The organism is Amycolatopsis sp. NPDC058340, from assembly GCF_042723975.1.
Lineage (GTDB): Bacteria > Actinomycetota > Actinomycetes > Mycobacteriales > Pseudonocardiaceae > Amycolatopsis.
This window is the reverse complement of sequence record NZ_JBHXIB010000001.1, coordinates 182071-208379: the sequence shown is the minus strand read 5'-3', so window position 1 is coordinate 208379 and position 26309 is coordinate 182071. Positions and strand designations below refer to the sequence as shown.

Sequence of the window (26309 nt, the reverse complement as noted above, 5' to 3'; positions counted from 1 at the left end):
TACGGGTGCCCTTTATCGCGCCGACCGCCATCTCGTCGCCAGGACGCGGCTTGCGCGTGAACGGCGACTTGCGAAAGAAAGGCCTCTCGCGCCGCTCAGTCCACCACTCCGCTCCGCCACGCCCACGCCGCGATCTCCACCCGGTTCCGCGCGCCGACCTTCCCCTGCACAGAGGCCAGATGCGTCTTCACCGTCGACAGCGACAGGAACAGCTCGGCCCCGATCTCCGTGTTCGTCAGCCCCTTCGCGGCCGCCTTGACGACGTCCAGCTCCCGCGCGGTCAGCGGCTCCGAAGGGGGGCTGACGTCGCGTTTCACCGCCCCGCCGTCGAAATGCTTCAGCAGCCGGACGGTGATCTGCGGCGAGACCAGCGCGTCCCCGCGCGCGGCCGCGCGCACGGCTTCGATCAGCAGCGCGGGCCCGGCGTCCTTCAGCAGGAATCCGCTCGCACCGTTCCGCAGCGCGGTGTGCACGTACTCGTCGAGGTCGAACGTCGTCACCACCACCACCTTCAGCGGATCGGCGACGTCCGGGCCCGCCAGCTGCTTGGTGACTTCGAGCCCGTCGATCCCGGGCATGCGGATGTCCAGCAGGCAGACGTCCGGCCGCAGTTCGCGCGCCTTCGCGACCGCCGAGACGCCGTCCGCGACGTCGGCGACCACCTCGATGTCGTCCTGCGCGTCCAGGATCATCCGGAAGCCGATCCGCACCATGTCCTGGTCGTCGGCGATCAATACCCGGATCACTCTTCTCCTTCAAGTGGTAGCCACGCTTCGACGCGCCATCCGCCGCCCGGCGCCCGCCCGGCGGAAAGCCGGCCGTGCAGCAGGGCGACCCGTTCGCGCATGCCGATCAGACCGTAGCCGCCCGACCCGCCGGCCGGACGCCGCTGGGGCTCGCGTCCGTCATCGGTCACCTGGAGGTGCAGTTCGTTCCCGGTCACCTCGGCGATGACCAGCGCCTCTTTCGCCCCCGACGCGTGCTTGCCGACGTTCGTCAACGACTCCTGCACCAGCCGCAACGCCGAGCGGCCGACCTCGTGCGGCACGTTCGACGGCAGTTCGAGCTTCATCGACGTCTTCACGCCGTGGTTCGACCGTTCGATCAGCGTGCGCAGGTCGGCGGCGAGATCGGTGGTGGCCTGTTCGCTGAACTCGCTGCTCCCGGCCGGGGCGTCGCCGCGCATACTCCGCACGAGCCGCCGCATCGCCGCCAGCGCCTCCACCCCGGCGTCCTCGATCCGGCCCATCGCCTCGACCGCGACCTGCGGATTCTTCTCGCCCATCATCTTCGCCGCCTGCGCCTGCACGACGATCCCGGTGACGTGGTGGGCGACGACGTCGTGCAGTTCCCGCGCCAGGGCCATCCGTTCCGACGTCTGCGCGTCGCTGATCGCCGACTGGATGACCTGCGTGCGTTCCGAATCCCGTGACCGCAACGCCAGACCGACCGCCACCGAGATGCCGAGCAGCAGCACCGCGGCCACGGCGAGGCCCGCGATCTCGTCCGGGTCGGTCATCAGCTTCGGCGTCGGCCGTTTGGTGTTGAGGATCGCGGCCACGGCGACCACCGTGGACAGCCCCGCGATCCGGGACACGGCCTTGCTCAGCCCCACCGCGCGGACCAGCGTGACGACCAGCCCCATCCCCGCGACGATCTGCGTCCCCGGCACCCCGCCGGGCGTCGCGTAGTCGTAGCGGAGCCGAAGGAACGGCGTGACCAGCGCCGAAAGCAACATGACCGCGGTGAGCGCGACCATCGCGTCGGCGGGACGGCGCGGCGCGGCGACCGCGATGATCGCCGAGACGATCGAGCAGACCAGGATCGGGAAGCCGTGCGCCCCGCTCTCGTAGGTGAAGCCGAACTCCAGGATCAGCGCGACACCCAGCAGCCCGATGAGCGGCCATTGCCCCATCACCAGCTTGTTGAGCTTCTGCAGCTTTTCGTAGCGTTTCGGATGTGCCGTGCGGTCGCGGCCCGGGATCGCGAAGAGCAGCGTGCCGCCCAGCAGGATGCCGCCGAACAGCATCGCCTGCGCCATCGTGCCGTTGGACCCATTGCCGTAGTAGTACCGGCCGGACACCGCGGTCAAGGTGGCCAGCACCAGGCCGGAGATCACGGCGAAGGCGACCCCCGGCCGCGTCCGGCGCGCGGCGTAGAACAGGATCTCGACCCCCGCCACCACCTCGGTGATGGACAGATGCGCGAGCACACTCGAATAGGTCGGGATGTTGAAGTACCGGACGACCAGCGTGTACGCCACCAGCACGACCGAGGCCGCGACCGCGGCGACCGCGGCCCGCTTCCGCGCCCAGAGCGCGCAGAACACCATCGCGAAGATGCCGGGGAACAGCAGGAGGTCGATCCCGCGGGGGCCCGTGTCGTCGAAGGCGGCGTCGGTCACGAAGACCAGGTCGAACGCGAGCGCGGCCAGCAGGACGACGGCGGGCATGCCGATACGGCGCGCGAGCGCACTCACCCGCGCGGTGAACTTGTTCTGGGCCGGACCTGCTGTCACACCGTGACGGTAGAGGATCGGCCGCCGTCCGCACCTTGGCCGACCGGTCCGAGCCGGGTCGGCCGATCGGCCGATGCGCGGGTGATCAGCACTGGCCGTCTGCCCGAAGTGGACACAGGCGGTTCACCGCGAAGCTCTTTCCCGAAGCGGAATACAAGTGACTGACTAGGGAGAATCACGGTGGTGGATCCACAGTGGACAGGGCAGCCGGTGCTTTCGGGCCGGGGGCTGGTGAAGCGGTACGGCACACAGCACGCGCTGGCCGGGATCGACATCGACATCCAGGCGGGTGACGCGGTCGCCATCGTCGGGCCCTCCGGCTCGGGCAAGACCTCCCTGCTGCACGTGCTCGCCGGGATCCTCCGCGCCGACTCCGGGCAGATCTTCCTGGCGGGCCAGCGCGTCGACCAGCTCAACGAGCGCAAGCGCAGCGAACTGCGGCGTACCGAGTTCGGTTTCGTGTTCCAGTCCGGGATGCTCGTCGCCGAACTGAGCGCCGAGGAGAACGTCGCGCTGCCGTCGCTGCTGGGCGGCAAGGGCCGCAAGGAATCCATCGAAGCCGGCCGCGAATGGCTCGCGAAGCTCGGCCTCGCGGGCAAGGAGAAGCGCCGCCCCGGCGAGCTTTCCGGCGGTGAGGCGCAACGCGTCGCGATCGCCCGCGCGCTGACGCACCGGCCGAAGGTGATCTTCGCCGACGAGCCGACCGGCGCGCTCGACACCCGCACCGGCCGCGCCACCATGGACGCGCTGCTCGCCGCGGCCGCCGACAGCGGTGCCGCGGTGATCGTGGTGACCCACGACCGCGAGCTCGCCGAAGCCATGCCGCGCACCGTCTCCATCCGGGACGGCCTGATCGCGACGAGGCTGGCCGCCTGATGAACAGCTTCCAGCTGGCCATGCGGGTGCTCCGGGTCGACCGCCGGACCCGCACGTCGGCCATCCTCACCGCGGTCGGGGTCGCCGTCGCGACCAGTCTGGTGCTTCTGCTCGCCTCTCTTCCCGGCGCCACGCAGGCCCGTTCGCAGCGGGCGATCTGGCAGGACATCGGCAGCTACTACTCCCAATCCGGGGAGAGCCAGCGTCCGGCGCCGCTGCTGATGGCGTCGAACAAGGACTACTCGGGCGACCGCGAGATCATCCGCGTCGACATCGCCCTGACCGGCACCTCACCGATGCTCAGCCTGCCGCCCGGTATCCCGAGGTTGCCCGGCCCCGGCGAGTCGATCGTTTCCCCCGAACTCGGGAAACTGATCCAGTCCGCACCGAAGGCGCAGCTCGGGGACCGGTTCGGCAAACTCGTCGACGCGCTCGGACCCGAATCCCTGATGTACCCGGAGCAGCTGGTCGCCGTCGTCGGCCACACCCCGGAGTCGATGCCGCAGACGGCGCTCGCCGCGGACGGCTTCCCCAACAAGCAGGCGAAGCCCGACCCGATGCTCGAACTGCTCGCCTGGGTCGGCGTGATCGTCCTGCTCGTGCCGAGCCTGGTGCTCGTCGCGTCTTCGGCAAGGCTCACCGCGGCCCGCCGTGAGCTGCGGATGGCCGCGCTCCGGCTGGCCGGTGCGACTCCCGGCCAGGTGACGAAGATCGTCGCCGCCGAGACGGCGTTGTCCGCCATCGTCGGTGCGCTGCTCGGCATCCTCGTGGCACCGGCGCTCCAGGGGCTCTCGACGTTCGTTCCATGGGCCGGTGGCACCTGGCTCGCGTCGGACTTCAGCCTGTCGGCCGGTTCGACCATCGCGATCGCGGTGGTGATCCCGCTGCTGGTCGTGTTCGCCGGGGTCCTCGGCATCCGCCGCGTGCTGAAGACGCCGCTGTTCGCGGCCTCGGCACACGCTCGCAAACCGCTGCACTGGTGGCGGCTGCTCGCGGTCCCCGTGGCCGGCGCCTTCTTCCTCTTCGCGGTCACCCAGGACAACGCCAGCCTGCCGATGGTGATGCTCGGCCTGTTCCTGCTGGTCGGCTCGGCCGCGATCGTCGGACCGTGGGTCACCTCGGCGGTCGGCGGCACGTTCGTCCGGATCTGGCGCAAACCGGCGTCACTGCTGGCCGGACGCAGGCTCCGCGACGACCCGAAGAGCGCCTACCGCGCCACCGCGGGGGTCGTGCTCGCCGTCTTCACCGGCTCGATGGCGCTCACCCTGCTGCCCTCGTTCGAGTCGATGGCCGGCGGCGGCCGGACCTTCAAGGACAACGTCCTCTACGCCCAATCCGACGCGACCCAGGCGCAGCAGGTCGCTGACCAGACCAACGCGTCGCTCGCCCGCTACGGCGTCACCGAGAAGGCCGTCTCGGTCGGGCAGGTCTACCTGTCCACCGGTGAGCCGGGCACCCGCTCCCAGAATCTGAGCCGGGCCTTCGTGATGACCTGCGAGGACGCCTCGAAACTGCTGCGGGTGAACCTCGGCGGCTCCTGCCAGCCGGGTCCGGCGATCTACAGCCGGTACGCGATCAACCCGGCGGAGTACCGCGTGCTGTCGGAGTACGACAAGGCCGGTCCGCAGCTGGATCCGAAGGCTCCGGTGCACCTCTTCCCGCAGGGTGACGAGGACACGTCGAGCACGATCGTCATCGACCCGGCCCTCGTCCCCGCGGGCGTCAAGCCGGAGCGCTTCGACGTGATCGTGCCGACGACCCCGGAGAACGCCGAGGTCGTGCGGACCGCGCTGGTCGGCGCGGCCCCCGGCCAGGAGGTCGGCAGCCGTGGCCTGCACCTGATCGGCCAGCAGCAGGAGCTCGGCGACCTGCGCCGGGTCACCGTCATCGGCCTGATCGCCGCCGGTGTGCTCGCCGGTTGCAGCGCGGCCGTGGCGACCGCGGGTTCGGTGATGGACCGCCGCCGCACCTTCGGGGCGCTCATCGCGGCCGGGACACCGGTCCGGGTGCTGGCGAGGGCGTTGCGGATGGAAGCGGCCCTGCCCGCGATGGTGGCCACCATCGGCGCGGGGGTGGTCGGGATCGGGGTCGGCATGGGGCTCTACAGCCTGGTCGAGAAGGAAGGTGTCGTGCTGAGCCCGTGGCTGCTGGCGCCCGTGGTGCTGGGAATCGGGGTGGCGTTGCTCGGGGCGTCCGTCTCGACCCCGGCACTCAAGCGGGTGCAGTCGGAGCCGCTGGCCGACGAATAAAAAGATTCGCCCGAATGGCGTCATGGCGCCTGGGCGGGCAGGTCTCGTGGGTGGAGTCGGTGGTGATCCACCCACGGGCCGGGTGCCCGGTCGTCTCTCTGTCGGGGGAGGGACGAACGGGCACCGGGGACGCGCAGGGGGCGTTCCAAGGCGCGGGGGTGTGAAGAAAGGGCCGGTCAGGGACGTGGGGACGTCCTGACCGGCCCTTTCCGTGCGCGCTAGACCCGCTCGAAGATCAGGTCGTGCGAGATCCGGCCCTCGACGTCGGCGCGGTTCTCGAATTTCGTGATCGGCCGCCACTCCGGACGCGGCGCCCAGCCACCGGGCTCGCCGGCGTGGCGGTTGCGCAGGAGCGGCTCGGCCGAGCAGACCTCCATCATCTGCTCGGCGTAGTTCTCCCAGTCGGTCGCCATGTGGAAGGTCCCGCCCGGCGCGAGCCGTGAGGCCACCAGCGCGACGAACTCGGGCTGCACGATCCGCCGCTTGTGGTGCCGCTTCTTCGGCCACGGATCCGGGAAGAACAGCCGGACACCGGACAGCGAGCCCGGCTCCACGTGCGAGGTCAGCAGCACGACGGCGTCACCGTGCATCAGCCGCAGGTTCTTCACCCCGAGCTTCTCGGCGCGCAGCATCAGCTGGCCGAGCCCCGGGTCGTACACCTCGACCGCGACGTAGTTCAGCTCCGGCGCGGCGGCGGCGAGCTGGGACGTGGTCTCGCCCATACCCGAACCGATCTCGACCATCACCGGGGCCCGCCTGCCGAACCAGTCGTCGAAGTCCACCGGTCCTTCGGGCAGTTCGCCGACGGTGCGGCCGAGCGACGGCCAGAGTTCGTTCCAGGCTCGCTGCTGCCCGACGGTCATCCGGCCGCCGCGTTTGACATAGCTGACCACGCTGCGCATCCGTGGCTGGTCCTCGTTTTCCACCAGCCCATTAAACGCGGCGGCAGTGTTCACTGGTGAACCCGCATCCGCGATCACGTCGGCAGGGCGCACATCGGGAAGCGGCGGCACCTCGGCCTGCGGGCACCCCTGCCACCGCGATAGCGCGAAATAAACCTTCAGCGCCGCTTGCCAAGCTACCGGACGGCTTCGAACTCCCCCAGCCGCGAGCGCAGCCCGGCGAATCCGCCGACCGCGATCGGCGACGGCGTCGTACCGGAATGCGCGGGCAGGACGTCGATCCAGCCGTCGTGGCGGCTGGTGTTCAGCACCGTGGTCGGGATCGAATGCCCGGACGCGCCGCGTTCGGAAGGCATGAACTCCCAGTAACCGGATTCGCCGTCCGCGGCCCACGGCACGAATTCCCAACCGGGCCGCCTGCCGAGCAGGCCGGCGATACGATCTTCGATGCGGAAACCGAGTTCCCGCGATTCGAGCCGTCCTTCCACGATGGCGCGAAGCCACCAAGGCGCGGGAATTTCGCCGTGCATTCCGCTCGACGCGCGATACAGCGCGACGACGAGATCTTCGGGAGCGCGATGCACCCAGGCGCGGCGGATATCCGACGGCCGGGTCGCGGACGCCACCGTGCGGGGCAGTTCGATCGCCTGTGACCATTCGAGGTCGAGCATGGGCTCGAGCCGGGGCTGCATACTTTCCGTGCGGGCTTGCGGGATCATACGTTCCACTCCCTGACCGGAATCCACCGTCAAGGATCACCTCCGGGGCCGAGAGCCGAAAAATAGGCTCATCCCGAGCATCGCCCGGTCAGGAACAGTATGTCCGCTTCCTGTGAGAGAAGCCACAGCCTCTTAACGTGGACTTAACTCCTTTGGTCGCGGTAAAAGCTCACGCATCCCTTCGATGGGTGATCATCAGCCCCGCCGCATAAACAACCACGCAGATGCCGCCGAAATAGGCCAAATAGCCCCACGGTCCCAACGGCGGTTCGAGTTTCAGCATCGAAACCGTCAGATCCGGTCCCGAAAACTGATTCGCCGCGAAGAACGGCATCCACTGGTAGATGTCGTCGCCCACTTTCGGGATCAGCACGACGAGTCCTTCGAGCACCTGCGTCCAGGCCAGCGCGAACCCGAGCGCGAACGCGGGGCTGCGGAACAGCAGCCCGAGGCCCACACCGAGCAGACCGGTCAAGAAGAAGGTCAGGCCCTGGCCCGCCACCGCGCGCCAGTCGGCGCCCGAAGCCAGGCCCAGGTCGGCGGCCGGTTTGATCAGGTACGCGATCGCCCACGAGCCGAAACCCACCAACAGCCCGATCAGCCCCGAGAACACCCCGACGACGGCGCCCTTCGCCAGCAAGGCGGGCACGCGCGAGGGCACCGCCTGGAACGTGAGCTTCATCGTGCCCCAGTTGAACTCCGTCGCCGCCGCGAGGATCGCGAGGACCAGCACGACGGTGCGGCCGAGCGCGCTCGCGACCTGCGTCGAGTTCACGTCCGTCTGGCCCTCCAGCGGTACGAAGCCGAAGAAGAGCGCGGTGTAGGCCAGCGCGACCACCACCGCGATGGCCGCGCACCACCAGGGGGCGCGCGTGCTCAGCAGCTTGATCCGCTCCGCGCGGAGCATGTTCGCCGCGGTCATCCGACGACCTCCGGGACCTGGCCGGCGCCGTACTCGACGGCTTCGGCGGTGAGTTGCATGTATGCCTGTTCGAGCGAGCCGGCGAGCGGCTTCAGCTCGTGCAGGGTCGCGCCCGCGGCGAAGGCGAGTTCGCCGATGGTGTCACTGTCCATTTCGGACACGATGAGCGCGCCGTCCTCCTCGCGGAATTCGGCGCCCTTGTCGGTCAGCGCCGTCCGCAGCTCGGGCAGATGCGGGCTGCGGACCCGCACGCCGAGGCCCTTCGCGCGGCCGACGAAGTCTTCCATCGTGCCCTGGTAGATCAGCTTTCCCCGGCCGATCACGACGAGATCCTGCGCGGTCTGCGCCATCTCCGGCAGCAGGTGGCTGGACACGAACACGGTGCGTCCCTCGGCGGCGAGCGCGTGCATCAGCTTCCTGATCCAGACGATGCCCTCGGGGTCGAGCCCGTTCACCGGCTCGTCGAACAGCAGCACCCGGGGGTCGCCCAGCAGCGCCGTGGCGATCCCGAGCCGCTGCGACATCCCGAGCGAGAACTGCCCGGCCCGTTTGCGCGCGACCGGCTCCAGCCCGACGAGCCGGAGCACCTCGTCGACGCGTTCGTCCGGCAGGCCGTTGGTCGCGGCGATCCACCGGAGGTGTTCGCGCGCGGTGCGGCCGGGATGCCGCCAGGTGGCGTCGATCATGCCGCCGACCGTCCGAAGTGGATCATGCAGCTCGCGGTAGGCCTTGCCGTCGATCGTCACCGAACCCGACGTGGGGTTGTCGAGGCCGAGCATCATCCGCATGGTGGTGGACTTCCCCGCCCCGTTGGGGCCGAGGAAGCCGGTCACCCGGCCCGCTTCGGCGGTGAAGGAAAGATCGTCGACGGCGAGCTTGTCGCCGTAGCGTTTCGTGAGTCCGGTGGCCTCGATCATCAGCCCTCCCTCCAGGTGGATTCCGACATTACGCGGGAAAGGACCGGGCTGCCCCCCGATAAGGCGGCCCGGTCCTTGTTCCCCTTTTTCTCCCCGGCCGGACGTCTCGCTCCCCCGAGTGAGGCGTCCGGCTTTCTCCCCTGTGGAAGTTCCTTACGCGTCGCGCTTGTCCGCGACGACCAGCGAGATGACCAGCAGCACCAGCGCGAAACCGGCGAAGTAGGCGAGCGACCCGGCCTGGCTCAGCGGCGCGTTCGCCGCGGCGGGACCCGAGCCGGTGAGGAACCGGTCCGCGACGTGGAACGGCATCCAGTCGTAGATGTCCTTGCCGATCTTCGGGATGAGCTGGATCAGGTTCTCGACCGCGAGGGTGTAGATCAGCAGCAGCGAGATGGCGCCGGCGCTCTGCCGGATCAGGATGCCGACGGCGACCGCGATCACCGAGGCGAGGGCGAACACGAGGCCGACCCCGGCGACGCTGATCCACTCCGCGGTGGTGTTCAGCGTGAGGTCCTCCGGCCGCATGATCGTGGCGAGGGCCCAGGCACCGAACGCGGCGATCTCGCCGATCACGAGCGAGAGCGTCGCGACGACGCCGGTCTTCGCGAGCAGCGCCGCGCGGCGGTTCGGCACGGCCTGGAAGGTGGTGCGGATGGTGCCGAAGCGGTATTCGGTGGTCACCGAAAGCGCGGCGAGCACCATGACCACGGTCATCCCGAAGACGTAGCCGAACTGGGACATGCCGACGTCGGTGAATTCCCCCGACGGTGCGGCCCCGGCGAAGATGGCGGCGAAGCCGATCACGACCGTGAGGGTGATCAGCGCGCACCACCATGGTGAGCGTGTGGTGAACAGCTTGATGCGTTCCACGGCGAGCAGAGTCATGGCTTTTCTTTCCTCGAAGAGTGACGGCTACTGGGCGGCGGCGGTGACCACTTCGGCGGCTTCTGCTTCGAGACCGGTGTGGTACTCGACCGAATCGCCGGTGATCTGCATGAAGGCCTGCTCCAGGGAGCCGGTCTGCGGGCTGAGCTCGTGCAGCACGATCTGGTTGGCCGCGGCGATCTCGCCGATCTTTTCACTGTCCAAACCGGACACCACGAGCGCTCGGTCGGCGTCGGTGACCTGAGCGCTCGCCTGCGTCAGCGCGGCGCGCAGCGCGGGCAGCTGCGGCGACCGGACCTTGACCGTGTTCTCGGCGGCCCGCGCCACGAAGTCCTCGGTGGAGGACTGGGAGATCAGCTTCCCCTTGCCGATCACGACCAGGTGGCTCGCGGTCAGCGCCATCTCCGAAAGCAGGTGCGAGGAAACGAATACCGTGCGGCCTTCGTCGGCCAGCCGGTGCATGAACTTCCGGATCCAGAGGATGCCTTCGGGGTCGAGGCCGTTGACGGGCTCGTCGAAGAGCAGGACCTCCGGGTCGCCCAGCAGGGCCGCCGCGATCCCCAGCCGCTGCGACATGCCGAGGGAGAATCCGCCGGCGCGCTTCCCGGCGACGCTGGTGAGCCCGACGATTTCGAGCACCTCGTCGACCCGGCTCTCCGCGATCTTGTTGGACTTCGCCATCCATCGCAGATGCGCCCGCGCCGACCGGTTGGGGTGCACCCACTTGGCGTCCAGCAGCGCGCCGACGGTCCGGAGCGGGTCCTTCAATTCGCGGTAGAGCTTGCCCCCGATGCGCACCTGGCCCGAGGTCGGGTTGTCCAGGCCGAGGATCATCCGCATGGTCGTCGACTTGCCCGCCCCGTTCGGGCCGAGGAAACCGGTGACCTCCCCCGGCGCGACGGAGAAGGACAGGTCGTTCACCGCCAGTGTCTTGCCGTACCGCTTGGTGAGGCCCGCTGCCTCGATCATGTCTGCTCCCCTCGGCGACTGCGAGAACAATCGTCGTCCATGTGGGTGGCCGAGCGCGTCATCCTGAGGTGCCAACCTGATACCCGACCTGAGACGTAGCTTGCCGTCTTCCGGCGGCGTACGCGATCGGTGATACCCCTGAGAGTGACCCTGATTCGCCAGGGTTAATGAACCGTGGTTCAATAATCACATGGCGAGGCCCCGAAGCATCACCGACGAACGGCTGCTGGCCGCGGCGGGAACCGTGATCGGCATGGTCGGCCCGGGTTTCACGCTGGCCCAGGTGGCGGCCGAGGCGGGGGTCGCGGTCGGCACCGTGGCCCAGCGGTTCGGTTCGAAGAACGGTCTTCTGCTGGCGGTGAGCCGGTCGAACACGCGGTCCGTCGTGGAGCGGATGCGGGAATGCGGTGAACTGGCCGATCCCGTGGAGGCGCTGCGGGCGGCGGTCGTCGTGGTCTACGAGGGCTTGGGCGACGCGGACACGGCGGCGAACCATCTCGGGCAGCTGGGAGTGGACATCGGGGATCCGGAGCTGCGCGCTCTGCTCGGTGAACATTTCACCGCCGTGGAAGCGGAATTGCGCAGGCTGATGCGCCTCGCGGTGCGTGATCTGCCGGGCGCGCCGGGTGTCGTCCGCGCCGCGCGGGTGTTGCTGGGGGTGGCGAACGGGGCCGCGCTGGACTGGTCGATCCGGCCGAAGGGCCGGATCACCGAACGGATGGGGCAAGACGTGGACGCGGTGCTGACCGCGTGGAAGGGAGTGTCCTGAATGGATCGGAAAGTGGCCGTTGTCGCGGGGGCGACGCGGGGATGTGGCCGGGCGATCGCGGTGGAACTGGGCAGGCTCGGCTGGACGGTGTTCGTCACCGGCCGTACGACGCGTGACCAGCAGTCGCCGATGAAGCGGTCGGAGACGATCGAAGACACCGCGGAACTCGTCGACGCGGCGGGCGGCCGGGGGATCGCCGTCCGGACCGACTTCACCGTGGTGTCCGATGTGGACGCGTTGCGGGCGCGGATCGAGTCCGAAGTGGACGGCCGGATCGACGTGCTGGTCGACGACGTCTGGGGCGGCGACCAGTACGCGGACTTCGAGGGGGCGTACTGGGAGTCCAGCCTCGACGACGCGCTCATGCTGGTGCACAACGCGATCGACACGCATCTGATCGGGTTGCACCGGCTGCTCCCGCTGGTGGTGAAGCGGGAAGGCGGTCTCGTCCTCGAGGTCACCGACGGCGACCACGACGAGTACGTCGGCGCGGGGATCCCGTACTTCCTCGCGAAATGCGGGATCCGCGCGATCGGCAGGGCGCTCGGCACCGAACTGAAGAAGTACGGCTGTGTCGGCATGACCGTCACGCCGGGTTTCCTGCGCTCGGAAGCGATGCTCGACCACTTCGGGGTCACCGAAGAGACGTGGCGGGACGCGGTCGGCAAGTCCGCGCCGGTCGATTTCGCCATCTCGGAGACCCCGGCGTTGCTCGGGCGTGGTGTCGCGAAGCTGGCGACCGACCCGGAGGTCTCGCGGTTCGCGGGCAAGACGCTCGCGTCGTGGACGCTGATGAACGAGTACGGCCTGACCGACGTCGACGGCTCACGCCCCGACTTCGGCAAGTGGATGGCCGAAGTCCGGGACGCGGGCAAGGACGCCGAGACGGCGGATCACTCGCTGTACCGCTGAGACACCGGCCCAAAGCCTCGTGAGTGGTTAGGACGGTTAGAACCGTCCTAACCACTCACGAGGCCGGGGCTACTTCTTCCCGGCCAGCACGTCCAGGTAGTGCTGGTTGAACATGACGCCGAGGACGTTGCCGAACGGGTCGACGACGGCCGCGGTCACGAAGCCCGGCCCGCGCTCGATGACCGGCTCGTACTCCTTCGCGCCCTTCTCCAGCAGCTTCGCGAAGGCGTCCTCGACGTTGTCGACGGCCCAGTTCGCGATCGCCCCGCCGGGGCCGGGCTGGGCCAGCGGCGGCCGGAAATCCCCGCGGACCAGGCCGAACTCGTGCTGGTAGTCGCCGATCCGGAACTCGGCGTACGCCGGTGTGCCGTCGGGGCCGTTGCGGACGAAGTACGGCTCGATCCCGAAGAGGCCGGAGTACCACTCGATCGCGGCGGCCATGTCGTCGGCGTAGAACGTGGTGGTGGTGAGACCTCGCAGCATTTCCTTCTCCTCAGGTAGTGGCTCTGAAGACAAGGATCCGCCGCAAAGTGCTCACCGAATGACCACTTTTCCAAAATGGGCCTCGTGAGTGGCAAGGACGGTTCTAACCGTCCTTGCCACTCACGAGGGTCAGGTGACCCCGGGACGCGCCAGCCCGGTCTCGTAGGCGAGCACCACGGCCTGCACCCGGTCACGCAGATCCAGCTTCGACAGGATCCGCCCGACGTGCGTCTTCACCGTCGCCTCGGACAGGAACAGCGTCTCGGCGATCTCCAGGTTCGAGAGGCCCTTCGCGATCAGCACGAGCACCTCCCGCTCCCGTTCGGTGAGCACGTCCAGCTCGGCCGCGTCGCGCATCGGCTTCCCGCCGCCGCCGACGAACCGGTCGAGCAGCCGCCGGGTCACCGACGGCGAGACCACGGCGTCGCCCGAAGCGACCGCCCGCAACGCCGAGACCAGGTGATCCGGCTGGGTGTCCTTCAGCAGGAATCCGCTGGCCCCGCCCTGCAACGCCGAATAGACGTACTCGTCCAGGTCGAACGTCGTCATCACGAGCACGCGGGCGGTCCCGGCCTCGACGATCCGCTTCGTCGCCTCGACCCCGTCCAGCACCGGCATCCGGACGTCCATCAGCACGACGTCGGGCCGCAGTTCCTCGGCCAGCCGGATGGCCTGCGCGCCGTCACCGGCCTCGCCGACGACATCGATGTCGGCCTGCGCGCCCAGGACCATCCGGAACCCGACGCGCATCAATTCCTGGTCGTCGACGACCACCACCCGTATCACGTCGCCAACCTAACCGGGAGCCTCGCGTGCACCTGCCACCCTCCACCGGGAGCGGGCCCGACCTCCAGCGTGCCGCCGAAGACGTTCGCCCGTTCCCTCATTCCGATCAATCCGTTCCCACCGGGGACGGTGAGCTTCCGTGGCGGTGCCGTATGCGCCGCCACCTTCGTCGCCGCGGGCACCAGCTGTTTCGCCCGGCCGGCGCCGTCGTCGGTGACCTTGACGTCGATCACTTCGGCCTCGCGGCGCACCACCACCTCGGCCTGTGCGCCCTGACCGGCGTGTTTCAGCGTGTTCGTCAGCGATTCCTGCACGATCCGGTACACGCCGAGGGAGACACCGGCGGGCAGCCCGGCCAGCGCGTCCGGCCCGATCGCCAGCGTCACCGGCACCCCCGCCTGGCGGATCCGGTCCGCGAGGTCGGTCAGCGCGCTGGCGTCCGGCTGCGGCACGCGCGGCTCGTCGTCACCGTCGCTGCGAAGCACGTCCAGCAACCGCCGCAGTTCGGCGAGCGCGCCGCGGCCTGTTTCCGAAATCGTCTGCAGGGCCCGTTTCGCCATCTCAGGGTTTCCGTCGACCGCGTAGGACGCGCCGTCGGCCTGCACGACCATCACGCTCACCGCGTGTGCGACGACGTCGTGCAGCTCACGGGCGATCCGTCCGCGCTCCTCGCCGACGGCGATCCTGGTCGCCTGGTCCCGTTCCGTCTCAAGCAGATGCAACCTGGCTTCCACCTCCTCGTGATAGGCGCGCCTCGCGCCGGCGAACTCACCGAGCGTCCAGCACAGCGCGGTGGAGAAAAGGGCGATGATCGCCAGGATCCACACGTCTTCCGGCGTGTCGATCCACAGCTGCAGCCCCGAGACGACGACGGTCGCCAGCAGGTACAGCAGCCCCTGTTTGCGCCCGACGTACACCAGCACCGAGTAGATGCTGATCATCATCGCGAACGCGCTGGCCGCGCCCAGCTCCAGCGCGCTGTGCGGGATGCCGATCAGCAGCAGGAGATACGCCGACCACAGCGTCGCCTTCCGCCGGAAGACCAGCGGGGCGACCATCGCGACGTCCAGCGGCAGGACCACGTACCAGGGCGGCATCGGGACTTCGGGTGTCTCGGCCGCCGCCACGAAGAACAGCAGATCCGTCAGCAGCAGGGCGACGGCGATGACACTGTCCCCGGCCATGGGGTGGGCACGCATCCAGAGGCTCAACCGTCGCACCTGGTAACACTATGTCGGCCGGTGCCGTTCGCGCGTCGGTCGCCGGTACCACCTTCGGTGCGACCCGAGGATGAGCGGCATGGCACGATTCTCCTCGGCGTGCTCGACGACTGGGAGGGGTGGGCGCCGTGACCTCAGCGACGGAGCAGGGCCGTCTGGCCGGCCCGCTGTCGATGTCGGTGGCGAATCTCTGTCATCGCCTCCAGCCTCAGGTGTCCGCGCGGACCGCCGCGGGGTTCGCCGAAGTGCTGCGCAGGCTGGGCGGTCCGCTGCAGGTCGCCGTCGCGGGCCGGATCAAATCGGGGAAGTCCACCCTGGTCAACGCCCTGATCGGGCGCCGGGTCGCGCCGACGGACGTCGGCGAGTGCACCCGGCTGGTGACCCGGTTCCAGTACGGCACGGTCGACCGCGTCGAGATCGTCTTCAACGACGGCCGCAAACAGGTGCTGCCCTTCTCCGCCGACGGGATGATCCCGGCCGAGCTTGGCATCGACATCGACCAGGTCTCGCATATCGAGGCGTACCTCACCAACGCGGTGCTGCAGGGCATGACCGTCATCGACACCCCGGGCCTCGGCTCGCTCGACGCCGCTTCGGTGTCGCGGACCGAGGAGCTGCTGGGCGCGGCGAAGCACCGCAAGCCCGACGATGACGAAGAAGAGGAAGAAGGCTCCGACGAGCTGGACGACACCTCCCGCAACGCCGTCGCGGGCGCCGAGGCCGTGCTCTACGTGGTCACGCAGGGCGTGCGCGCCGACGACCAGCAGGCGCTGGCCGCGTTCACGGCCGCGACCGCGAGCCGCGAGGCGGGGCCGGTCAACGCGATCGCGGTGCTCAACAAGGCGGACACCATCGCGCCGGAGTCGGTCGAAGGCTCGGGCGGCGACGTGTGGAAGGCCGCGACGCTGCTTTCGGAGAAGCAGGCCGCGACGCTGAAGCCCCGTGTCGCGGACGTGTTGCCGGTGATCGGGCTGATCGCGGAGTCGGCCGAGTCCGGCGGGTTCACCTCCCCCGACGCCGAGGCGCTGCGCCAGCTGGCCGAGATGGACGACGACATCCTCGAGACCATGCTGATCTCGGCGGATATCTTCACCAGCTGGGAATGCGACGTCGCGGCGGGCACCCGGCTGCGGCTGCTGGAGAAACTGGACCTGTTCGGCGTCCGGTACGCCGTCGAGGCGATCCGCAAGGAGCCCGAGATCACCGCGGGTTCGTTGCGGCGGAAGCTGCTCGACGCCTCCGGGCTCGAAGCCGTCCGTCAGCGGCTGAGCATCGTCTTCGCCGCCCGCGCCGACGGCATCAAGGCCGCAGCCGCGCTGGCTTCGGTCACCGCGCTGGCCCACGCGTCCGGCGACCCGGCCGAACGGCAGCGCGTCCACGACGCGATCGAGGTCCTGCTCGCCAAACCCGAGGCGCATCAGCTGCGGCTGCTCGAAGCGCTCACGCTGGTCGCGTCCGGCGCGGTCGACATGCCCGAGGACCTGTCAGAGGAGGTCCTGCGGGTCGGCAGCAACGCCGACATCGGCGCCCAGCTCGGCAAGCCGGGCGCTCCCCGCGCGGACCTCGCCGCCCACGCGCTGGAACGCGCCGGCTGGTGGCGCTCCTTCGCGTCCTTCGGCGCCACCCCCGCTCAGAGCCGCGTCGCGCACGTCGTGCACCGGGCCTACTTCCTCATCTGGCAGCAGATCCGCGAGTGACCTCCGCGCATTTAGTCGACTACTTGCCTGGAGGCTTTCCGGCGCCTGACCGCGGTCGGGGCAAGTAGTCGACTAAATGCGCGGATTGATAAACCGAGCGCTCGGTCTAATAATGAGCGCATGGAAACGATCGTCGACGAGCCCCAGTGGCTGCGCACGGCCTCTTGGATCGGCTGCCCGCTGGCGGGCGCCGCGCTCGGCTGGTTCCTCCAGTCGATCTCGGGCTGGGTGGCATCCCTGAGCTGGGTTCCGTTCAAGGGCCCGTTCCAGCTCGTCTCGGACATCCCCCAGCCGTGGGGCACGGTCGTCGGAATCGGCGTCGGCCTGGTCCTCGGCCTGCTGTTCGCCGCGGTCTGGGCGCACGAGCGGCTGATCGTCAAGGTGACGTCGGCCCGCATCACGCTCACCACCAAGGGCCGCAGCCGCGCGTACGAAGCCGAGCTGGAGGCCGTCTTCTTCGACGGCAAGGAGCTAGTCCTGCTCGCCGCCGACGGCCGGGAGCTGGCGCGGCAGAAGGGCGACGTCGACCGGAAAGCCGTCGCCAAGGCCTTCCTCGAGTACGGCTACCCGTGGCACGACGAGCCGCCGGCGGTGAAATGAGGACGGTCGACCCCGCAAAACACGAGGCCAAACGCCGCGCCATCCTCGACGCCGCCGCCGGTTGTTTCGCGATGAAGGGCTTCGAGAAGACCACGACGGCGGAGATCTGCCGCGCGGCGGGGATCAGCACCGGCAGCCTGTTCCACTACTTCCCGAACAAACGCGCGGTGTTCGCCGGCATCTTCGAGCAGGACGCCGACGAGACCGCGGCCCTGCTCGCGGCCGCGGCGGAGATCGAGGATCCGGGGGAAGCCATCCTCCAGGTCATCACCCACGTGTCGGAACAGCTTCTGCATCCCGTCATCGCGAAGCTCGTCCTCGAGGTCGCCGCGCAGTGCTCCCGCGACGCCGATCTGGCCCGGCTCATCCAGCGCAACGACCGCGCGCTGCGAGACGGTCTCGTCGGCCTGGTGACACGGGCGGTGGACGCGGGCCGGATCGATCCCGGTTTCGACCCGAAGACGGTGGCCAGCTGGCTCGTCGCGATGGTCGACGCGCCGCTTTCCCGCGTGATTCTGGAGCCGGACCTCGATCCGGCGGCGGAACTCGCGGTGATGAAGGAGCTGGTCGCCAGATTCCTTCGTCCCGTTCCGGCGATTCCGCCCCCGGACGCCGGGCGGGTGGCCGACACTGGTGAAATCTCCCCGGGCTGATCGGTAGGCCCGGGACATCAGTTACGGGGGTCGAATCGGTGGGTGCCTGGCTGCGCAAGAAGGCGGTCGACGAGGAAAATCCGGACGATGTGCCGACCGGCCAGATCTCGGCGGCGATCATCGCCGAGGCGGATGGTGAGACTTCGCGATCCGAGGGAACCGCGGAGGTCGAAGCCGCGTCGAAGACCGATGTGGAGTCCACGACCACGGGTCCGGCCGACCTCGAACAGGCTCTCGCCGACAGGCAGGCACTGATCCAGATGTGCCTGTACGCCCTCGATCGCGCCCGCAGCGGTGGCGTCGTCGAGCGGCTCGAACACGGTCTCGCCGCGATCGGTGTCCGTGCCCTGCGTCCGGACGGCGAGCGGTTCGACCCCGCCGTGCACGAGGCGGGCGGCGCGGTCGCGACCGAGGATCCGGCGCTCGAAGGGCTCGTCGCGGAGACCGAGGTCGTCGGGTTCGCCGATCACGACCGGGTGCTGCGCGCGCCGATCGTCATCGTCTACGCGAAGAAGGCACAGTGACCGCTCCGAGCGCGGCGGCCAATCTGCCCGCGGTCGTGAAGAGCACCCGCGAACAGCTGCTCACGGTCGTCCGCGAAGCCGATCCCCAGGCCGCGAAATGGGTCGAGGACATCCGGAAGGCGCGGCCGAAGAAGCCGTCGGTCGTGGTGGTCGGCGAGACCAACCGCGGCAAGAGCTCGCTGGTGAACGCGCTCCTTTCCATGCCGGGACTGTCCCCTGTGGACGCCGACGTCGCCACGGCGACGTATCTCGTCTTCGAACACGCCGAGCAGTGGTCCGCGCAGGCCTGCTATCCGGGCCAGCTGGCGCCGGTGCCGATCAACCTGAACGAACTGATCCACTGGGTCTCGGCCGCGCACGAACTGCCGGAAGGGCAGATCCCGCCGCGTTACGTCGAGGTCTCCGGCCCGGTCCCGCTGCTCGAACGAGTGTCCATTGTGGATACCCCGGGCGTCGGCGGGCTCGACTCGATGCACGGCGAGCTGGCGAAGGAGGCCGCCGCGGGCGCCACCGCGCTGCTGTTCGTCGTCGACTCCTCCTCGCCGTTCACCGCGCAGGAGCTGCAATTCCTGCACGACATGGGCGAACGCGTCGAGACCGTGCTGTTCGCGCTGACCAAGACCGACCAGTTCCGCGGCTGGCGCGAGGTGCTCGAAGCCGACCGGCGGCTGCTCGCCGAGCACGCGCCCCGGTTCGCCGACGCGGTGTTCCACCCGGTGTCGGCGCGTATGTTCGAGACGGCGGCCAAGGCCCCGAACGAGCAGATGGCCATGATGCTGCGCGAGAAGGCGGGTATCGCCGCGCTGCAGGGCGCGTTGCAAGAGATGCTGGTCGGCCGGTCGGCGATGCTGAGCGAGGCCAACACCCTGCGCGCGTTGTCGAGCGCGCTCGGCGAACTCAAGGCGAAGCTGCAGGCGGAAAGCCGCGCGCTGTCCGCCGGTGAGGCCGAGGCCGAGCAGCTGCGCCAGCGCCGCGACGACCTGACCACCGAGCGCCGGTCTTCGACTCGCGGCTGGCAGCTGAAACTGCGCGCGGAGATCCAGCGGACCCGGGTCGAGGTCGGGCACGAGACCAGCAGGCAGATGCGCGACGCGTCGACCCATTTCCGGCAGCGGATCGACGGCGCGAAACGCGACGAGCTCGCCGCGCTGCCCCAGCAGGTCGACATCGCGTTGCAGACGACGTCGCAGCGGATCTCGATGCTGCTCTCCCAGCGGCTCAACCAGGTCACCAACGTCGCGCTTTCGGAGCTGTTCTCGGCCGAAGAGCTCGACATCATCCGCGGCCAGTTCGCCAGGGCCGGCGGCCCGCCGGTCGTGCTGCGCCCGCCGGACAAGAAACCGCCGACGGCCGAGGACAAACTGCTCATCTTCATGGGGGTTTCCGGCGGTCTCGGCGCCGGGAAGGTCGCCGCGCTGCCGCTGGCGGGCGTCGCGATCCTGAACCCGGTGATCCTGCCCGCCACGATCGTCATCGGGCTCGGTGCCGGCTGGTGGATGGCGCGGACCCGCAAACACGCGTCGGACAAGCAGCATATGAAGCAATGGCTGGTCGAGGCGATCGCCGACGCGCGGTCCACGCTGGACCAGCTCGTCGCGGAGCAGCTGATCGAGGCCGAACAGCAGCTTTCGATGGCGCTCGACGAAGCCCTCGGCCGCCGCATCGACGCGATCGAGGCGGAGCTGAAGGAAGTCGACAAGACGATCAAGATGGGCGCGCAGGAACGGGCGAAGAAGATCTCGGTCGTCGCGAAGCGCCTGAAGGACGTCTCGGACGGGCGTGACCGCGCTGAGGCACTGCTCGGTCGCATCCGGTCACTGCGCGACGCCTGACCAGGTGGTCCTGTTGTGGACCGGAACCGAACCGGCTTACGGTGAGTCTTAAGCTTCGACACACCAGCAGGTCAACGAGGGGGTTATCCCATGTGGGTCGACGAGAGCGGCGGCACGGACACCGAGTCGGGCTCCACCGAAGCGGTCACCGTCCACGTTGACGGCGAGGAGTACCAGGCCGAGCTCAACTACGACCTCGACAAGGACGGCGTGAACGACGCCGCCGTCATCCAGCACGAGGACGGCACCGGTCAGGCGTTCGTCGACAGCGACGGCGACGGCGAGGCCGACCAGTACGCGGTGCTCGACGAGAACGGCAAGGTCGTCCAGGAAGCCGTCTACGACGAGGCGTCCGGTTCCTGGGTCGAGGCGGGTGGCAGCGGTGGCGACGACGGTTCCGACGCGGGCACCAGCGGCACCATGCACGCCGACATGCCCAGCGGCGACGTCGAGGTCGGCCCGCCGACCGTCGACACCAACAACGACGGGACCCCGGACACCGCCATCGTCCACACCGAGGACGGCCGCACGATCGCCTTCACCGACAAGGACGGCGACGGCAGTGCCGACATCGCGGTGGAGACCGACGCCTCCGGCAACTCCAAGACCTACGAGCACACCGGCCCCGGCCAGTGGACCGAGGTCGGCAGCGGCCTGGTCAGCAACGACATCGACTCGGCTTTCACGAGCGCTCCGGCGGCCGAAGGCAACACGGCAGCCGACCCCGCGGGCGACGCGGCGTGGGGTGGCGAGGGCACCGAAACACTCGAAGGTGTGGCGAAGATCGATTCCGCCACCGGTCAGTGGATCAGCCCGAACTAAAACCTGAAATGGCCTGGACCAATACAAGAATGGTTTAGTCCATTTTATAGGCGACAAATGTAATCCTGGTCACAGAGCGGCCCGGCACGAGTCCTCGTGCCGGGTTTTCTCATGTCCGATTCGCCCGGCGGCTGTGCCATCGATCACCGGAAGAATTTCTGTGTATGGCCCATTCCGGTGATACTGAATCGATTCCCTTATCGTTCTTGTGAGAGAACCGACAGGTCAGCTCTCGGTTACCTGCCGGTCATCCGGCTACTCTCGGGGAATCCCAAAACCTGCACGCCGGTCTTCCCGCCGGTGTGCGAAGCCATTCGGTCGCCGGCATCGAAGCCCGCATCGGAACAGCGTCGTTCCCGGTGTGGGCTTCTGCCGTCGGAAGTCAGGAGTAGAGATGACCGCAGTCGCCATCCCCGGACTGGAAAATGCGCCGACGACGCACAGTGGCGTGCTGTCCTGGGTCCGGGAGGTCGCCGAACTGACCACTCCGGACCGCGTGGTGTGGGTCGACGGGTCCGACGAAGAGGCCGCCCGGATCAACGCCGAACTGGTCTCCGCCGGCACGTTCGTGCAGCTCGACGCGAAGCCCAACTCGTACTGGGCGGCTTCCGACCCGAATGACGTCGCCCGCGTCGAAGAACGCACCTTCATCTGTTCGGAGAACGAAGAGGACGCCGGTCCCACCAACAACTGGATGGATCCGGCCGAGATGAAGGCCACGATGACCGAGCTGTACCGCGGGTGCATGCGCGGTCGCACGATGTACGTCATCCCCTTCTGCATGGGCCCCCTCGGCGCCGAAGACCCCAAGCTCGGCATCGAGATCACCGACTTCGCCTACGTCGTCGCCTCCATGCGCGTGATGACCCGCGCCGGCAAGGCCGCGCTGGACAAGTTCGTCACCGAGGACGGCACCGAGCGCGAGTTCGTCCCCGCCCTGCACTCCGTCGGCGCGCCGCTGGAGCCGGGCCAGGAGGACGTCTCGTGGCCGTGCAACACCACCAAGTACATCTCGCACTTCCCCGAGAGCCGCGAGATCTGGAGCTACGGCTCCGGCTACGGCGGCAACTCGCTGCTCGGCAAGAAGTGCTACTCGCTGCGCATCGGCTCGGTCATCGCCCGCGACGAGGGCTGGCTGGCCGAGCACATGCTGATCCTCAAGCTGATCTCGCCCGAGGACAAGGTCCACTACGTCGCGGCGGCGTTCCCGAGCGCCTGCGGCAAGACCAACCTCGCCATGCTGCAGCCGACCATTCCCGGCTGGCGCGCCGAGACCCTCGGTGACGACATCGCGTGGATGCGGTTCGGCGAGGACGGCCGCCTGTACGCGGTGAACCCCGAGTTCGGTTTCTTCGGCGTCGCGCCGGGCACCGACTGGCACACCAACCCCAACGCGATGCGCACCATCGAAAAGGGCAACACGGTCTACACGAACGTCGCGCTCACCGACGACGGCGACGTCTGGTGGGAGGGCATGGGCGAGAAGCCCGCGCACGCCACCTCCTGGAAGAAGCAGGACTGGACGCCGGAGTCGGAAGAGAAGGCCGCGCACCCGAACTCGCGCTACTGCACCCCGATGTCGCAGTGCCCGATCCTCGCGCCGGAGTGGGACGACCCGCAGGGCGTGCCGATCTCGGCGATCCTGTTCGGCGGCCGCCGCAAGACCACGGTCCCGCTGGTGAACGAGGCCCGCGACTGGCAGCACGGCGTGTTCATGGGCGCCACCATGTCGTCGGAGACCACCGCGGCCGCCGCCGGCGCGGTCGGCAACGTGCGCCGCGACCCGATGGCGATGCTGCCGTTCCTCGGCTACCACGCCGGTGACTACTTCAAGCACTGGCTGGACCTCGGCAAGAACGCCGACGCGAACAAGCTGCCGAAGATCTTCTACGTCAACTGGTTCCGCCGTGGCGACGACGGCCGTTTCCTCTGGCCGGGCTTCGGCGAGAACTCGCGGATCCTGAAGTGGGTCATCGACCGCGTCGAGGGCAAGGGCAACGCGAACGAGACCCCGGTCGGCTTCGTGCCGAACGCCGAGGACCTCGACACCGAAGGCCTCAAGGAGCCGCTGGCCGACATCCAGGCCGCGCTGGACGTCTCCGCCGAGGAGTGGCGCCAGGAGCTGCCGCTCATCGAGGAGTGGTTCGAGAAGATCGGCGACAAGGTCCCGTCGTCGCTGCGTGACGAGCTGGACGCGCTGAAGCAGCGCCTCGGCTGATCGTCCGAACGTAGGAGAAAGGCCTCATCCTCGGAGTCATTCCCGGGGATGAGGCCTTCTTCTTTCGCGCTCGGTACCGTGGCGTCATGGTCAAATTCGGCGTCAACATGGTCGTCCCGGAGAGCCGTGCCGCGTGGGTCGAAAAGTGCCGCAAGGCCGAGGACCTCGGCTTCGACGTGATCGGCGCGGCCGACCACCTCGGCATGGCACCGCCGTTCCCGGCCCTCGTGCTCGCCGCCGAGGTGACGAATCGCCCGCGGCTCAACACTTTCGTCATCAACACCGCCTTCTACAACCCGGTGCTGCTGGCCCGCGACGTCACCGGCACGGACCAGTTCACCGAAGGCAGGCTGGAGCTCGGCCTGGGGGCCGGTTACGTGAAGGCCGAATTCGAGGCGGCGGGAATGGAGTTCCCGCGTGCGGGCAAACGCGTGGACCATCTCGAAAACACCATCAAAGAGCTGAAACGGCTCTATGCCGACGAAAACCACAAACCGCCGACGGTGCAGAAACCGGGCCCGCCGCTGATGATCGCCGGCCGTGGCGACCGGCTCCTTTCCCTCGCCGCCGAACATGCCGACATCATCGGCTTCACCGGCACGGCGGCCGTTCCCGACGGGGGCGCGCTCGCCGTCGACGACGCGGCCGGAATCGAAGAACGGGTGAACTTCGTCCGCGGGAAACTGAACGGCCGCGCGGTCGAATTCAATATCCTCTCGCATTTCGTCGCCGTGGTCGAAGACCGGCGAGAAGGATTGGAGAGCCTGCGGGAACTGCTCGACGGCAAGCTCACCGTCGAACAGCTCGCCGAATTGCCGACGGCTCTCGTCGGCACCCACGAGGAGATCGCCGACCAGATCCTGGCGCATCGCGAGCGCTTCGGGTTCAGCTACTTCACCGTGCTGGAGCACAACATGGACGCGCTCGCGCCGGTGATCGAATCCTTGCGCGGCCGATGATCGACGTCCGGGGGCTCGGCGTTCAGGCCGGGGAGCACTGGTTGTTCGACGGCCTCGATTTCGAGGTCGAGGCGGGCGAATGCGCGGTCATCGTCGGCCCCAACGGGGTCGGGAAATCGACCCTGCTGCGGTGCCTGTACGGAACGCAGACGCCGCAGCGTGGCCGCGTCATGGTCGCGGGCGGGAAACCCGACGAACGCGATGTTTCCTTTCGTCGCAAGGTTTCCGTCCTGTTCGACGACTCCGATTTCTTCGCCGAGCTGACCCCGCTCCAGCATCTCGAACTGCTGGAGGGCTCGTTCGGCGCCGAACTCGGCGATTTCGACGCACTCCTCGCGGACGCGGGGCTCGCCGAGCGGGCGAAGGTCACCGCGGGCAAGTTCTCGGCCGGGCAACGCCGCAGGCTGCTGCTCCTCGGCGCGACGGCGCGGCCGCACGACGTCCTGCTGCTCGACGAGCCGGAACGGGCGCTCGACGTCGCGGGGAAGGAATGGCTGACGTCGTTGATCAAGCGTTCGACCGACGCCGGGGCCGCCGTCGTCGTGGCCACACACCATCCGCCGCTGCTCGAAGCGGCCGACTCCACTCTCGAGTTGTGGTGACGACGAAAGCACCGACGCACGTCCCTGGACGGCAGCGATTCGGTGGGCTGCTCAACGGCGACTACCAGACCTTCCTGGCACTGTTCGGTTTCGGCGCGCTGTTCACCGCGTTCCAGAACCTGCCGAAGCTCCGTGACCTCCTTTTTGGACAGTCCATTGTGGATTTTCCGGCCGTCTTCGGGCTGCTGGTCGTGCTGTGCGCGATGTTCTGGCGCGGACTGCTGCGCCGAGGCTTCGTCTGGGCCGAGCCGGCGGCGCTGACGTGGATGGACTTCGCCCGCGTCGACAGGCGGCGTGTCGTCGTGAAGCGGATGTGGACGCTCTGGGCCGGGCTGGTCCTGGTGGTCGGCTACACCGGAGCGCTGGTCACCGCGATCGGCGGCGGCTCGGGGGACGTGTGGATCGCGATGTCGGCGCTGACCGCCTCCGGCGCGATCCTGGCCGCCGTCTCCGCGCGGCGGACGGCGATCCGAGGGGAAACGCTCGCGCCGGTCGTGCTCGCGCTCGCCGGGCTGGCGTTCGCGGCCGCGGGCCTCGGCCCGGTCGCGGTCGAGGTGCTGGCCGGCGCGCTGTTCGTGGTGGCGGTCGCGGTGGCGTTCGGTGGCGAGCCGATGTCCGGGGTCGGGCGCCAGGAACTCGTCGACGGCTGGAACGCGCGGCTGCTGCGGGCGATGGCCGCGGTCTTCATGGATCCCATGCTGCTGATCCCGGAGTCGAAGCCGGTGCCGTGGCTGTCTCTGCGGCGTCCGACGACGCTGCGGCTCGCGTGGGCCGGGGTGCTCGGCCGGGCCCGCTACGCGGCGGCGAGCGTGGTGATCGCGAGCCTGGTCGGCGTCGCGCATCTGGCCTTCCCGGCGCTCCCCGCGGCGGCGCTGTTCGCGCTCGGCGCGTACGCGGCGCTCGTGCCGTTCGTCGGCGGACTCGGCGAACTGTGGCGCAACCCCGGCCGCAGGCGGTGGCTCGGCGCGTCCGACTGGGAGTTACGGCTGGTCAACGGCCTGGTGATCACCCTGCTCGGTCTCGTTTGGGGGATCCTGCTCGGCGTGGTGACGCTGCTACTCGGGGTGGTCCCGGCCTGGCCGGTATGGCTCGCGATCCCCCTCGCGGTCTTCGCGGCGATGCGGACGGCGACCCGGCCGCCGATGAACTACGACGTCAGCGGCGGCGCGGCCGGGCTGCAGGCCTTGCGCGGCGTCGACGTGCTCGTCGTCGGAGCCGTCTTGCTCAGCGTGATCGCCTGAGGTCACCCGTTCCCGCGTTCGGATCATTCGGATA

Annotated in this window: 25 protein-coding genes; 14 read left to right on the top strand and 11 right to left on the bottom strand. The window is 68.9% G+C overall.

Features of this window, described 5'->3' with window-relative positions; genetic code table 11:
* Positions 1-95: 95 nt before the first annotated feature.
* Positions 96-746: a response regulator transcription factor gene (locus tag ACFWIW_RS01045; RefSeq protein ID WP_037334212.1), complete on the bottom strand. Its 651-nt coding sequence runs from the start codon at positions 744-746 to the stop codon at positions 96-98.
* Positions 743-2518, bottom strand: a complete 1776-nt coding sequence (locus ACFWIW_RS01040; RefSeq protein ID WP_378366522.1) for a sensor histidine kinase — start codon at positions 2516-2518, stop codon at positions 743-745. The genes ACFWIW_RS01045 and ACFWIW_RS01040 overlap by 4 nt, the downstream gene beginning before the upstream one ends.
* A 180-nt stretch (positions 2519-2698) precedes the next feature.
* On the opposite strand from ACFWIW_RS01040, the gene ACFWIW_RS01035 reads away from it, so the two are divergent.
* Complete coding sequence (locus tag ACFWIW_RS01035) at positions 2699-3394, top strand: ABC transporter ATP-binding protein (protein WP_016338261.1); 696 nt, start codon at positions 2699-2701, stop codon at positions 3392-3394.
* On the top strand, positions 3394-5643 hold the full coding sequence (locus tag ACFWIW_RS01030) for an FtsX-like permease family protein (protein ID WP_378366521.1): 2250 nt from the start codon (positions 3394-3396) through the stop codon (positions 5641-5643). Before ACFWIW_RS01035 ends, ACFWIW_RS01030 begins: the two co-directional genes overlap by 1 nt.
* Positions 5644-5861: 218 nt before the next feature.
* On the opposite strand, the gene trmB is transcribed toward ACFWIW_RS01030, so the two are convergent.
* The 6 genes from trmB to ACFWIW_RS01000 all read right to left on the bottom strand — a co-directional run bounded on the left by trmB (position 5862) and on the right by ACFWIW_RS01000 (position 10957).
* The gene (gene trmB / locus ACFWIW_RS01025) at positions 5862-6545 is read right to left on the bottom strand and encodes a tRNA (guanosine(46)-N7)-methyltransferase TrmB (RefSeq protein WP_378366903.1); all 684 of its coding nucleotides are present in this window, start codon (positions 6543-6545) and stop codon (positions 5862-5864) included.
* A gap of 176 nt (positions 6546-6721) precedes the next feature.
* Positions 6722-7264 carry a hypothetical protein gene (locus ACFWIW_RS01020; RefSeq protein ID WP_240596459.1) on the bottom strand — a complete coding sequence of 181 codons (543 nt, stop codon included), beginning with the start codon at positions 7262-7264 and terminating at the stop codon, positions 6722-6724.
* 169 nt (positions 7265-7433) lie between these two features.
* Positions 7434-8186 carry a hypothetical protein gene (locus ACFWIW_RS01015; protein WP_192747231.1) on the bottom strand — a complete coding sequence of 251 codons (753 nt, stop codon included), beginning with the start codon at positions 8184-8186 and terminating at the stop codon, positions 7434-7436.
* Positions 8183-9103, bottom strand: a complete 921-nt coding sequence (locus tag ACFWIW_RS01010) for an ABC transporter ATP-binding protein (RefSeq protein WP_378366520.1) — start codon at positions 9101-9103, stop codon at positions 8183-8185. Before ACFWIW_RS01010 ends, ACFWIW_RS01015 begins: the two co-directional genes overlap by 4 nt.
* Before the next feature lie 153 nt (positions 9104-9256).
* Positions 9257-9988: an ABC transporter permease gene (locus ACFWIW_RS01005; protein ID WP_378366519.1), complete on the bottom strand. Its 732-nt coding sequence runs from the start codon at positions 9986-9988 to the stop codon at positions 9257-9259.
* A 27-nt stretch (positions 9989-10015) separates the two neighbouring features.
* Positions 10016-10957, bottom strand: a complete 942-nt coding sequence (locus tag ACFWIW_RS01000) for an ABC transporter ATP-binding protein (protein WP_378366518.1) — start codon at positions 10955-10957, stop codon at positions 10016-10018.
* Between the two features lie 190 nt (positions 10958-11147).
* On the opposite strand from ACFWIW_RS01000, the gene ACFWIW_RS00995 reads away from it, so the two are divergent.
* Positions 11148-11726, top strand: a complete 579-nt coding sequence (locus tag ACFWIW_RS00995; protein ID WP_378366517.1) for a TetR/AcrR family transcriptional regulator — start codon at positions 11148-11150, stop codon at positions 11724-11726.
* On the top strand, positions 11727-12638 hold the full coding sequence (locus ACFWIW_RS00990; RefSeq protein ID WP_378366516.1) for an SDR family oxidoreductase: 912 nt from the start codon (positions 11727-11729) through the stop codon (positions 12636-12638).
* A 69-nt stretch (positions 12639-12707) separates the two neighbouring features.
* On the opposite strand, the gene ACFWIW_RS00985 is transcribed toward ACFWIW_RS00990, so the two are convergent.
* From ACFWIW_RS00985 to ACFWIW_RS00975, 3 genes are all read right to left on the bottom strand, one after another.
* A complete protein-coding gene (locus ACFWIW_RS00985) occupies positions 12708-13121 on the bottom strand; it encodes a VOC family protein (RefSeq protein WP_378366515.1) in 414 nt (137 codons plus the stop codon).
* Between the two features lie 129 nt (positions 13122-13250).
* Positions 13251-13907: a response regulator transcription factor gene (locus ACFWIW_RS00980; protein ID WP_005167029.1), complete on the bottom strand. Its 657-nt coding sequence runs from the start codon at positions 13905-13907 to the stop codon at positions 13251-13253.
* Positions 13904-15091 carry a sensor histidine kinase gene (locus ACFWIW_RS00975; RefSeq protein WP_378366902.1) on the bottom strand — a complete coding sequence of 396 codons (1188 nt, stop codon included), beginning with the start codon at positions 15089-15091 and terminating at the stop codon, positions 13904-13906. Before ACFWIW_RS00975 ends, ACFWIW_RS00980 begins: the two co-directional genes overlap by 4 nt.
* Positions 15092-15300: 209 nt before the next feature.
* Here ACFWIW_RS00975 and ACFWIW_RS00970 point away from each other — a divergent pair, with 209 nt between their 5' ends.
* From ACFWIW_RS00970 to ACFWIW_RS00925, 10 genes are all read left to right on the top strand, one after another.
* On the top strand, positions 15301-16824 hold the full coding sequence (locus tag ACFWIW_RS00970; protein WP_240601568.1) for a dynamin family protein: 1524 nt from the start codon (positions 15301-15303) through the stop codon (positions 16822-16824).
* A 120-nt stretch (positions 16825-16944) separates the two neighbouring features.
* Complete coding sequence (locus ACFWIW_RS00965; protein WP_378366514.1) at positions 16945-17424, top strand: hypothetical protein; 480 nt, start codon at positions 16945-16947, stop codon at positions 17422-17424.
* A complete protein-coding gene (locus tag ACFWIW_RS00960) occupies positions 17421-18077 on the top strand; it encodes a TetR/AcrR family transcriptional regulator (RefSeq protein WP_378366513.1) in 657 nt (218 codons plus the stop codon). Before ACFWIW_RS00965 ends, ACFWIW_RS00960 begins: the two co-directional genes overlap by 4 nt.
* A gap of 38 nt (positions 18078-18115) precedes the next feature.
* Entirely contained in the window at positions 18116-18601 is a 486-nt protein-coding gene (gene grpE / locus ACFWIW_RS00955) for a nucleotide exchange factor GrpE (RefSeq protein ID WP_240596469.1), read from the top strand.
* The gene (locus tag ACFWIW_RS00950) at positions 18598-20433 is read left to right on the top strand and encodes a dynamin family protein (protein WP_378366512.1); all 1836 of its coding nucleotides are present in this window, start codon (positions 18598-18600) and stop codon (positions 20431-20433) included. Before grpE ends, ACFWIW_RS00950 begins: the two co-directional genes overlap by 4 nt.
* A 90-nt stretch (positions 20434-20523) precedes the next feature.
* A complete protein-coding gene (locus ACFWIW_RS00945; RefSeq protein WP_378366511.1) occupies positions 20524-21255 on the top strand; it encodes a hypothetical protein in 732 nt (243 codons plus the stop codon).
* A 394-nt stretch (positions 21256-21649) separates the two neighbouring features.
* Complete coding sequence (locus ACFWIW_RS00940) at positions 21650-23473, top strand: phosphoenolpyruvate carboxykinase (GTP) (protein ID WP_378366510.1); 1824 nt, start codon at positions 21650-21652, stop codon at positions 23471-23473.
* Positions 23474-23559: 86 nt separating this feature from the next.
* Positions 23560-24432: an LLM class F420-dependent oxidoreductase gene (locus tag ACFWIW_RS00935; protein ID WP_378366509.1), complete on the top strand. Its 873-nt coding sequence runs from the start codon at positions 23560-23562 to the stop codon at positions 24430-24432.
* The gene (locus ACFWIW_RS00930; protein ID WP_378366508.1) at positions 24429-25034 is read left to right on the top strand and encodes an ATP-binding cassette domain-containing protein; all 606 of its coding nucleotides are present in this window, start codon (positions 24429-24431) and stop codon (positions 25032-25034) included. The genes ACFWIW_RS00935 and ACFWIW_RS00930 overlap by 4 nt, the downstream gene beginning before the upstream one ends.
* A complete protein-coding gene (locus tag ACFWIW_RS00925) occupies positions 25028-26275 on the top strand; it encodes a hypothetical protein (protein WP_378366507.1) in 1248 nt (415 codons plus the stop codon). Before ACFWIW_RS00930 ends, ACFWIW_RS00925 begins: the two co-directional genes overlap by 7 nt.
* Positions 26276-26309 lie beyond the last annotated feature (34 nt).

What these genes read in the sequence shown, in the direction of transcription:
- ACFWIW_RS00975 (WP_378366902.1), bottom strand. Translation starts at nt 15,091, where the DNA reads ATGGCCGGGGACAGTGTCATCGCCGTCGCCCTGCTGCTGACGGATCTG.
- trmB (WP_378366903.1), bottom strand. Translation starts at nt 6,545, where the DNA reads ATGCGCAGCGTGGTCAGCTATGTCAAACGCGGCGGCCGGATGACCGTC.
- ACFWIW_RS01000 (WP_378366518.1), bottom strand. Translation starts at nt 10,957, where the DNA reads ATGATCGAGGCAGCGGGCCTCACCAAGCGGTACGGCAAGACACTGGCG.
- ACFWIW_RS00995 (WP_378366517.1), top strand. Translation starts at nt 11,148, where the DNA reads ATGGCGAGGCCCCGAAGCATCACCGACGAACGGCTGCTGGCCGCGGCG.
- ACFWIW_RS00960 (WP_378366513.1), top strand. Translation starts at nt 17,421, where the DNA reads ATGAGGACGGTCGACCCCGCAAAACACGAGGCCAAACGCCGCGCCATC.
- ACFWIW_RS00970 (WP_240601568.1), top strand. Translation starts at nt 15,301, where the DNA reads ATGTCGGTGGCGAATCTCTGTCATCGCCTCCAGCCTCAGGTGTCCGCG.
- ACFWIW_RS01015 (WP_192747231.1), bottom strand. Translation starts at nt 8,186, where the DNA reads ATGACCGCGGCGAACATGCTCCGCGCGGAGCGGATCAAGCTGCTGAGC.
- ACFWIW_RS00930 (WP_378366508.1), top strand. Translation starts at nt 24,429, where the DNA reads ATGATCGACGTCCGGGGGCTCGGCGTTCAGGCCGGGGAGCACTGGTTG.
- ACFWIW_RS00985 (WP_378366515.1), bottom strand. Translation starts at nt 13,121, where the DNA reads ATGCTGCGAGGTCTCACCACCACCACGTTCTACGCCGACGACATGGCC.
- ACFWIW_RS00935 (WP_378366509.1), top strand. Translation starts at nt 23,560, where the DNA reads ATGGTCAAATTCGGCGTCAACATGGTCGTCCCGGAGAGCCGTGCCGCG.
- ACFWIW_RS00940 (WP_378366510.1), top strand. Translation starts at nt 21,650, where the DNA reads ATGACCGCAGTCGCCATCCCCGGACTGGAAAATGCGCCGACGACGCAC.
- ACFWIW_RS01010 (WP_378366520.1), bottom strand. Translation starts at nt 9,103, where the DNA reads ATGATCGAGGCCACCGGACTCACGAAACGCTACGGCGACAAGCTCGCC.
- ACFWIW_RS01030 (WP_378366521.1), top strand. Translation starts at nt 3,394, where the DNA reads ATGAACAGCTTCCAGCTGGCCATGCGGGTGCTCCGGGTCGACCGCCGG.
- ACFWIW_RS01005 (WP_378366519.1), bottom strand. Translation starts at nt 9,988, where the DNA reads ATGACTCTGCTCGCCGTGGAACGCATCAAGCTGTTCACCACACGCTCA.
- ACFWIW_RS00990 (WP_378366516.1), top strand. Translation starts at nt 11,727, where the DNA reads ATGGATCGGAAAGTGGCCGTTGTCGCGGGGGCGACGCGGGGATGTGGC.
- ACFWIW_RS01020 (WP_240596459.1), bottom strand. Translation starts at nt 7,264, where the DNA reads ATGATCCCGCAAGCCCGCACGGAAAGTATGCAGCCCCGGCTCGAGCCC.
- ACFWIW_RS00945 (WP_378366511.1), top strand. Translation starts at nt 20,524, where the DNA reads ATGTGGGTCGACGAGAGCGGCGGCACGGACACCGAGTCGGGCTCCACC.
- ACFWIW_RS00965 (WP_378366514.1), top strand. Translation starts at nt 16,945, where the DNA reads ATGGAAACGATCGTCGACGAGCCCCAGTGGCTGCGCACGGCCTCTTGG.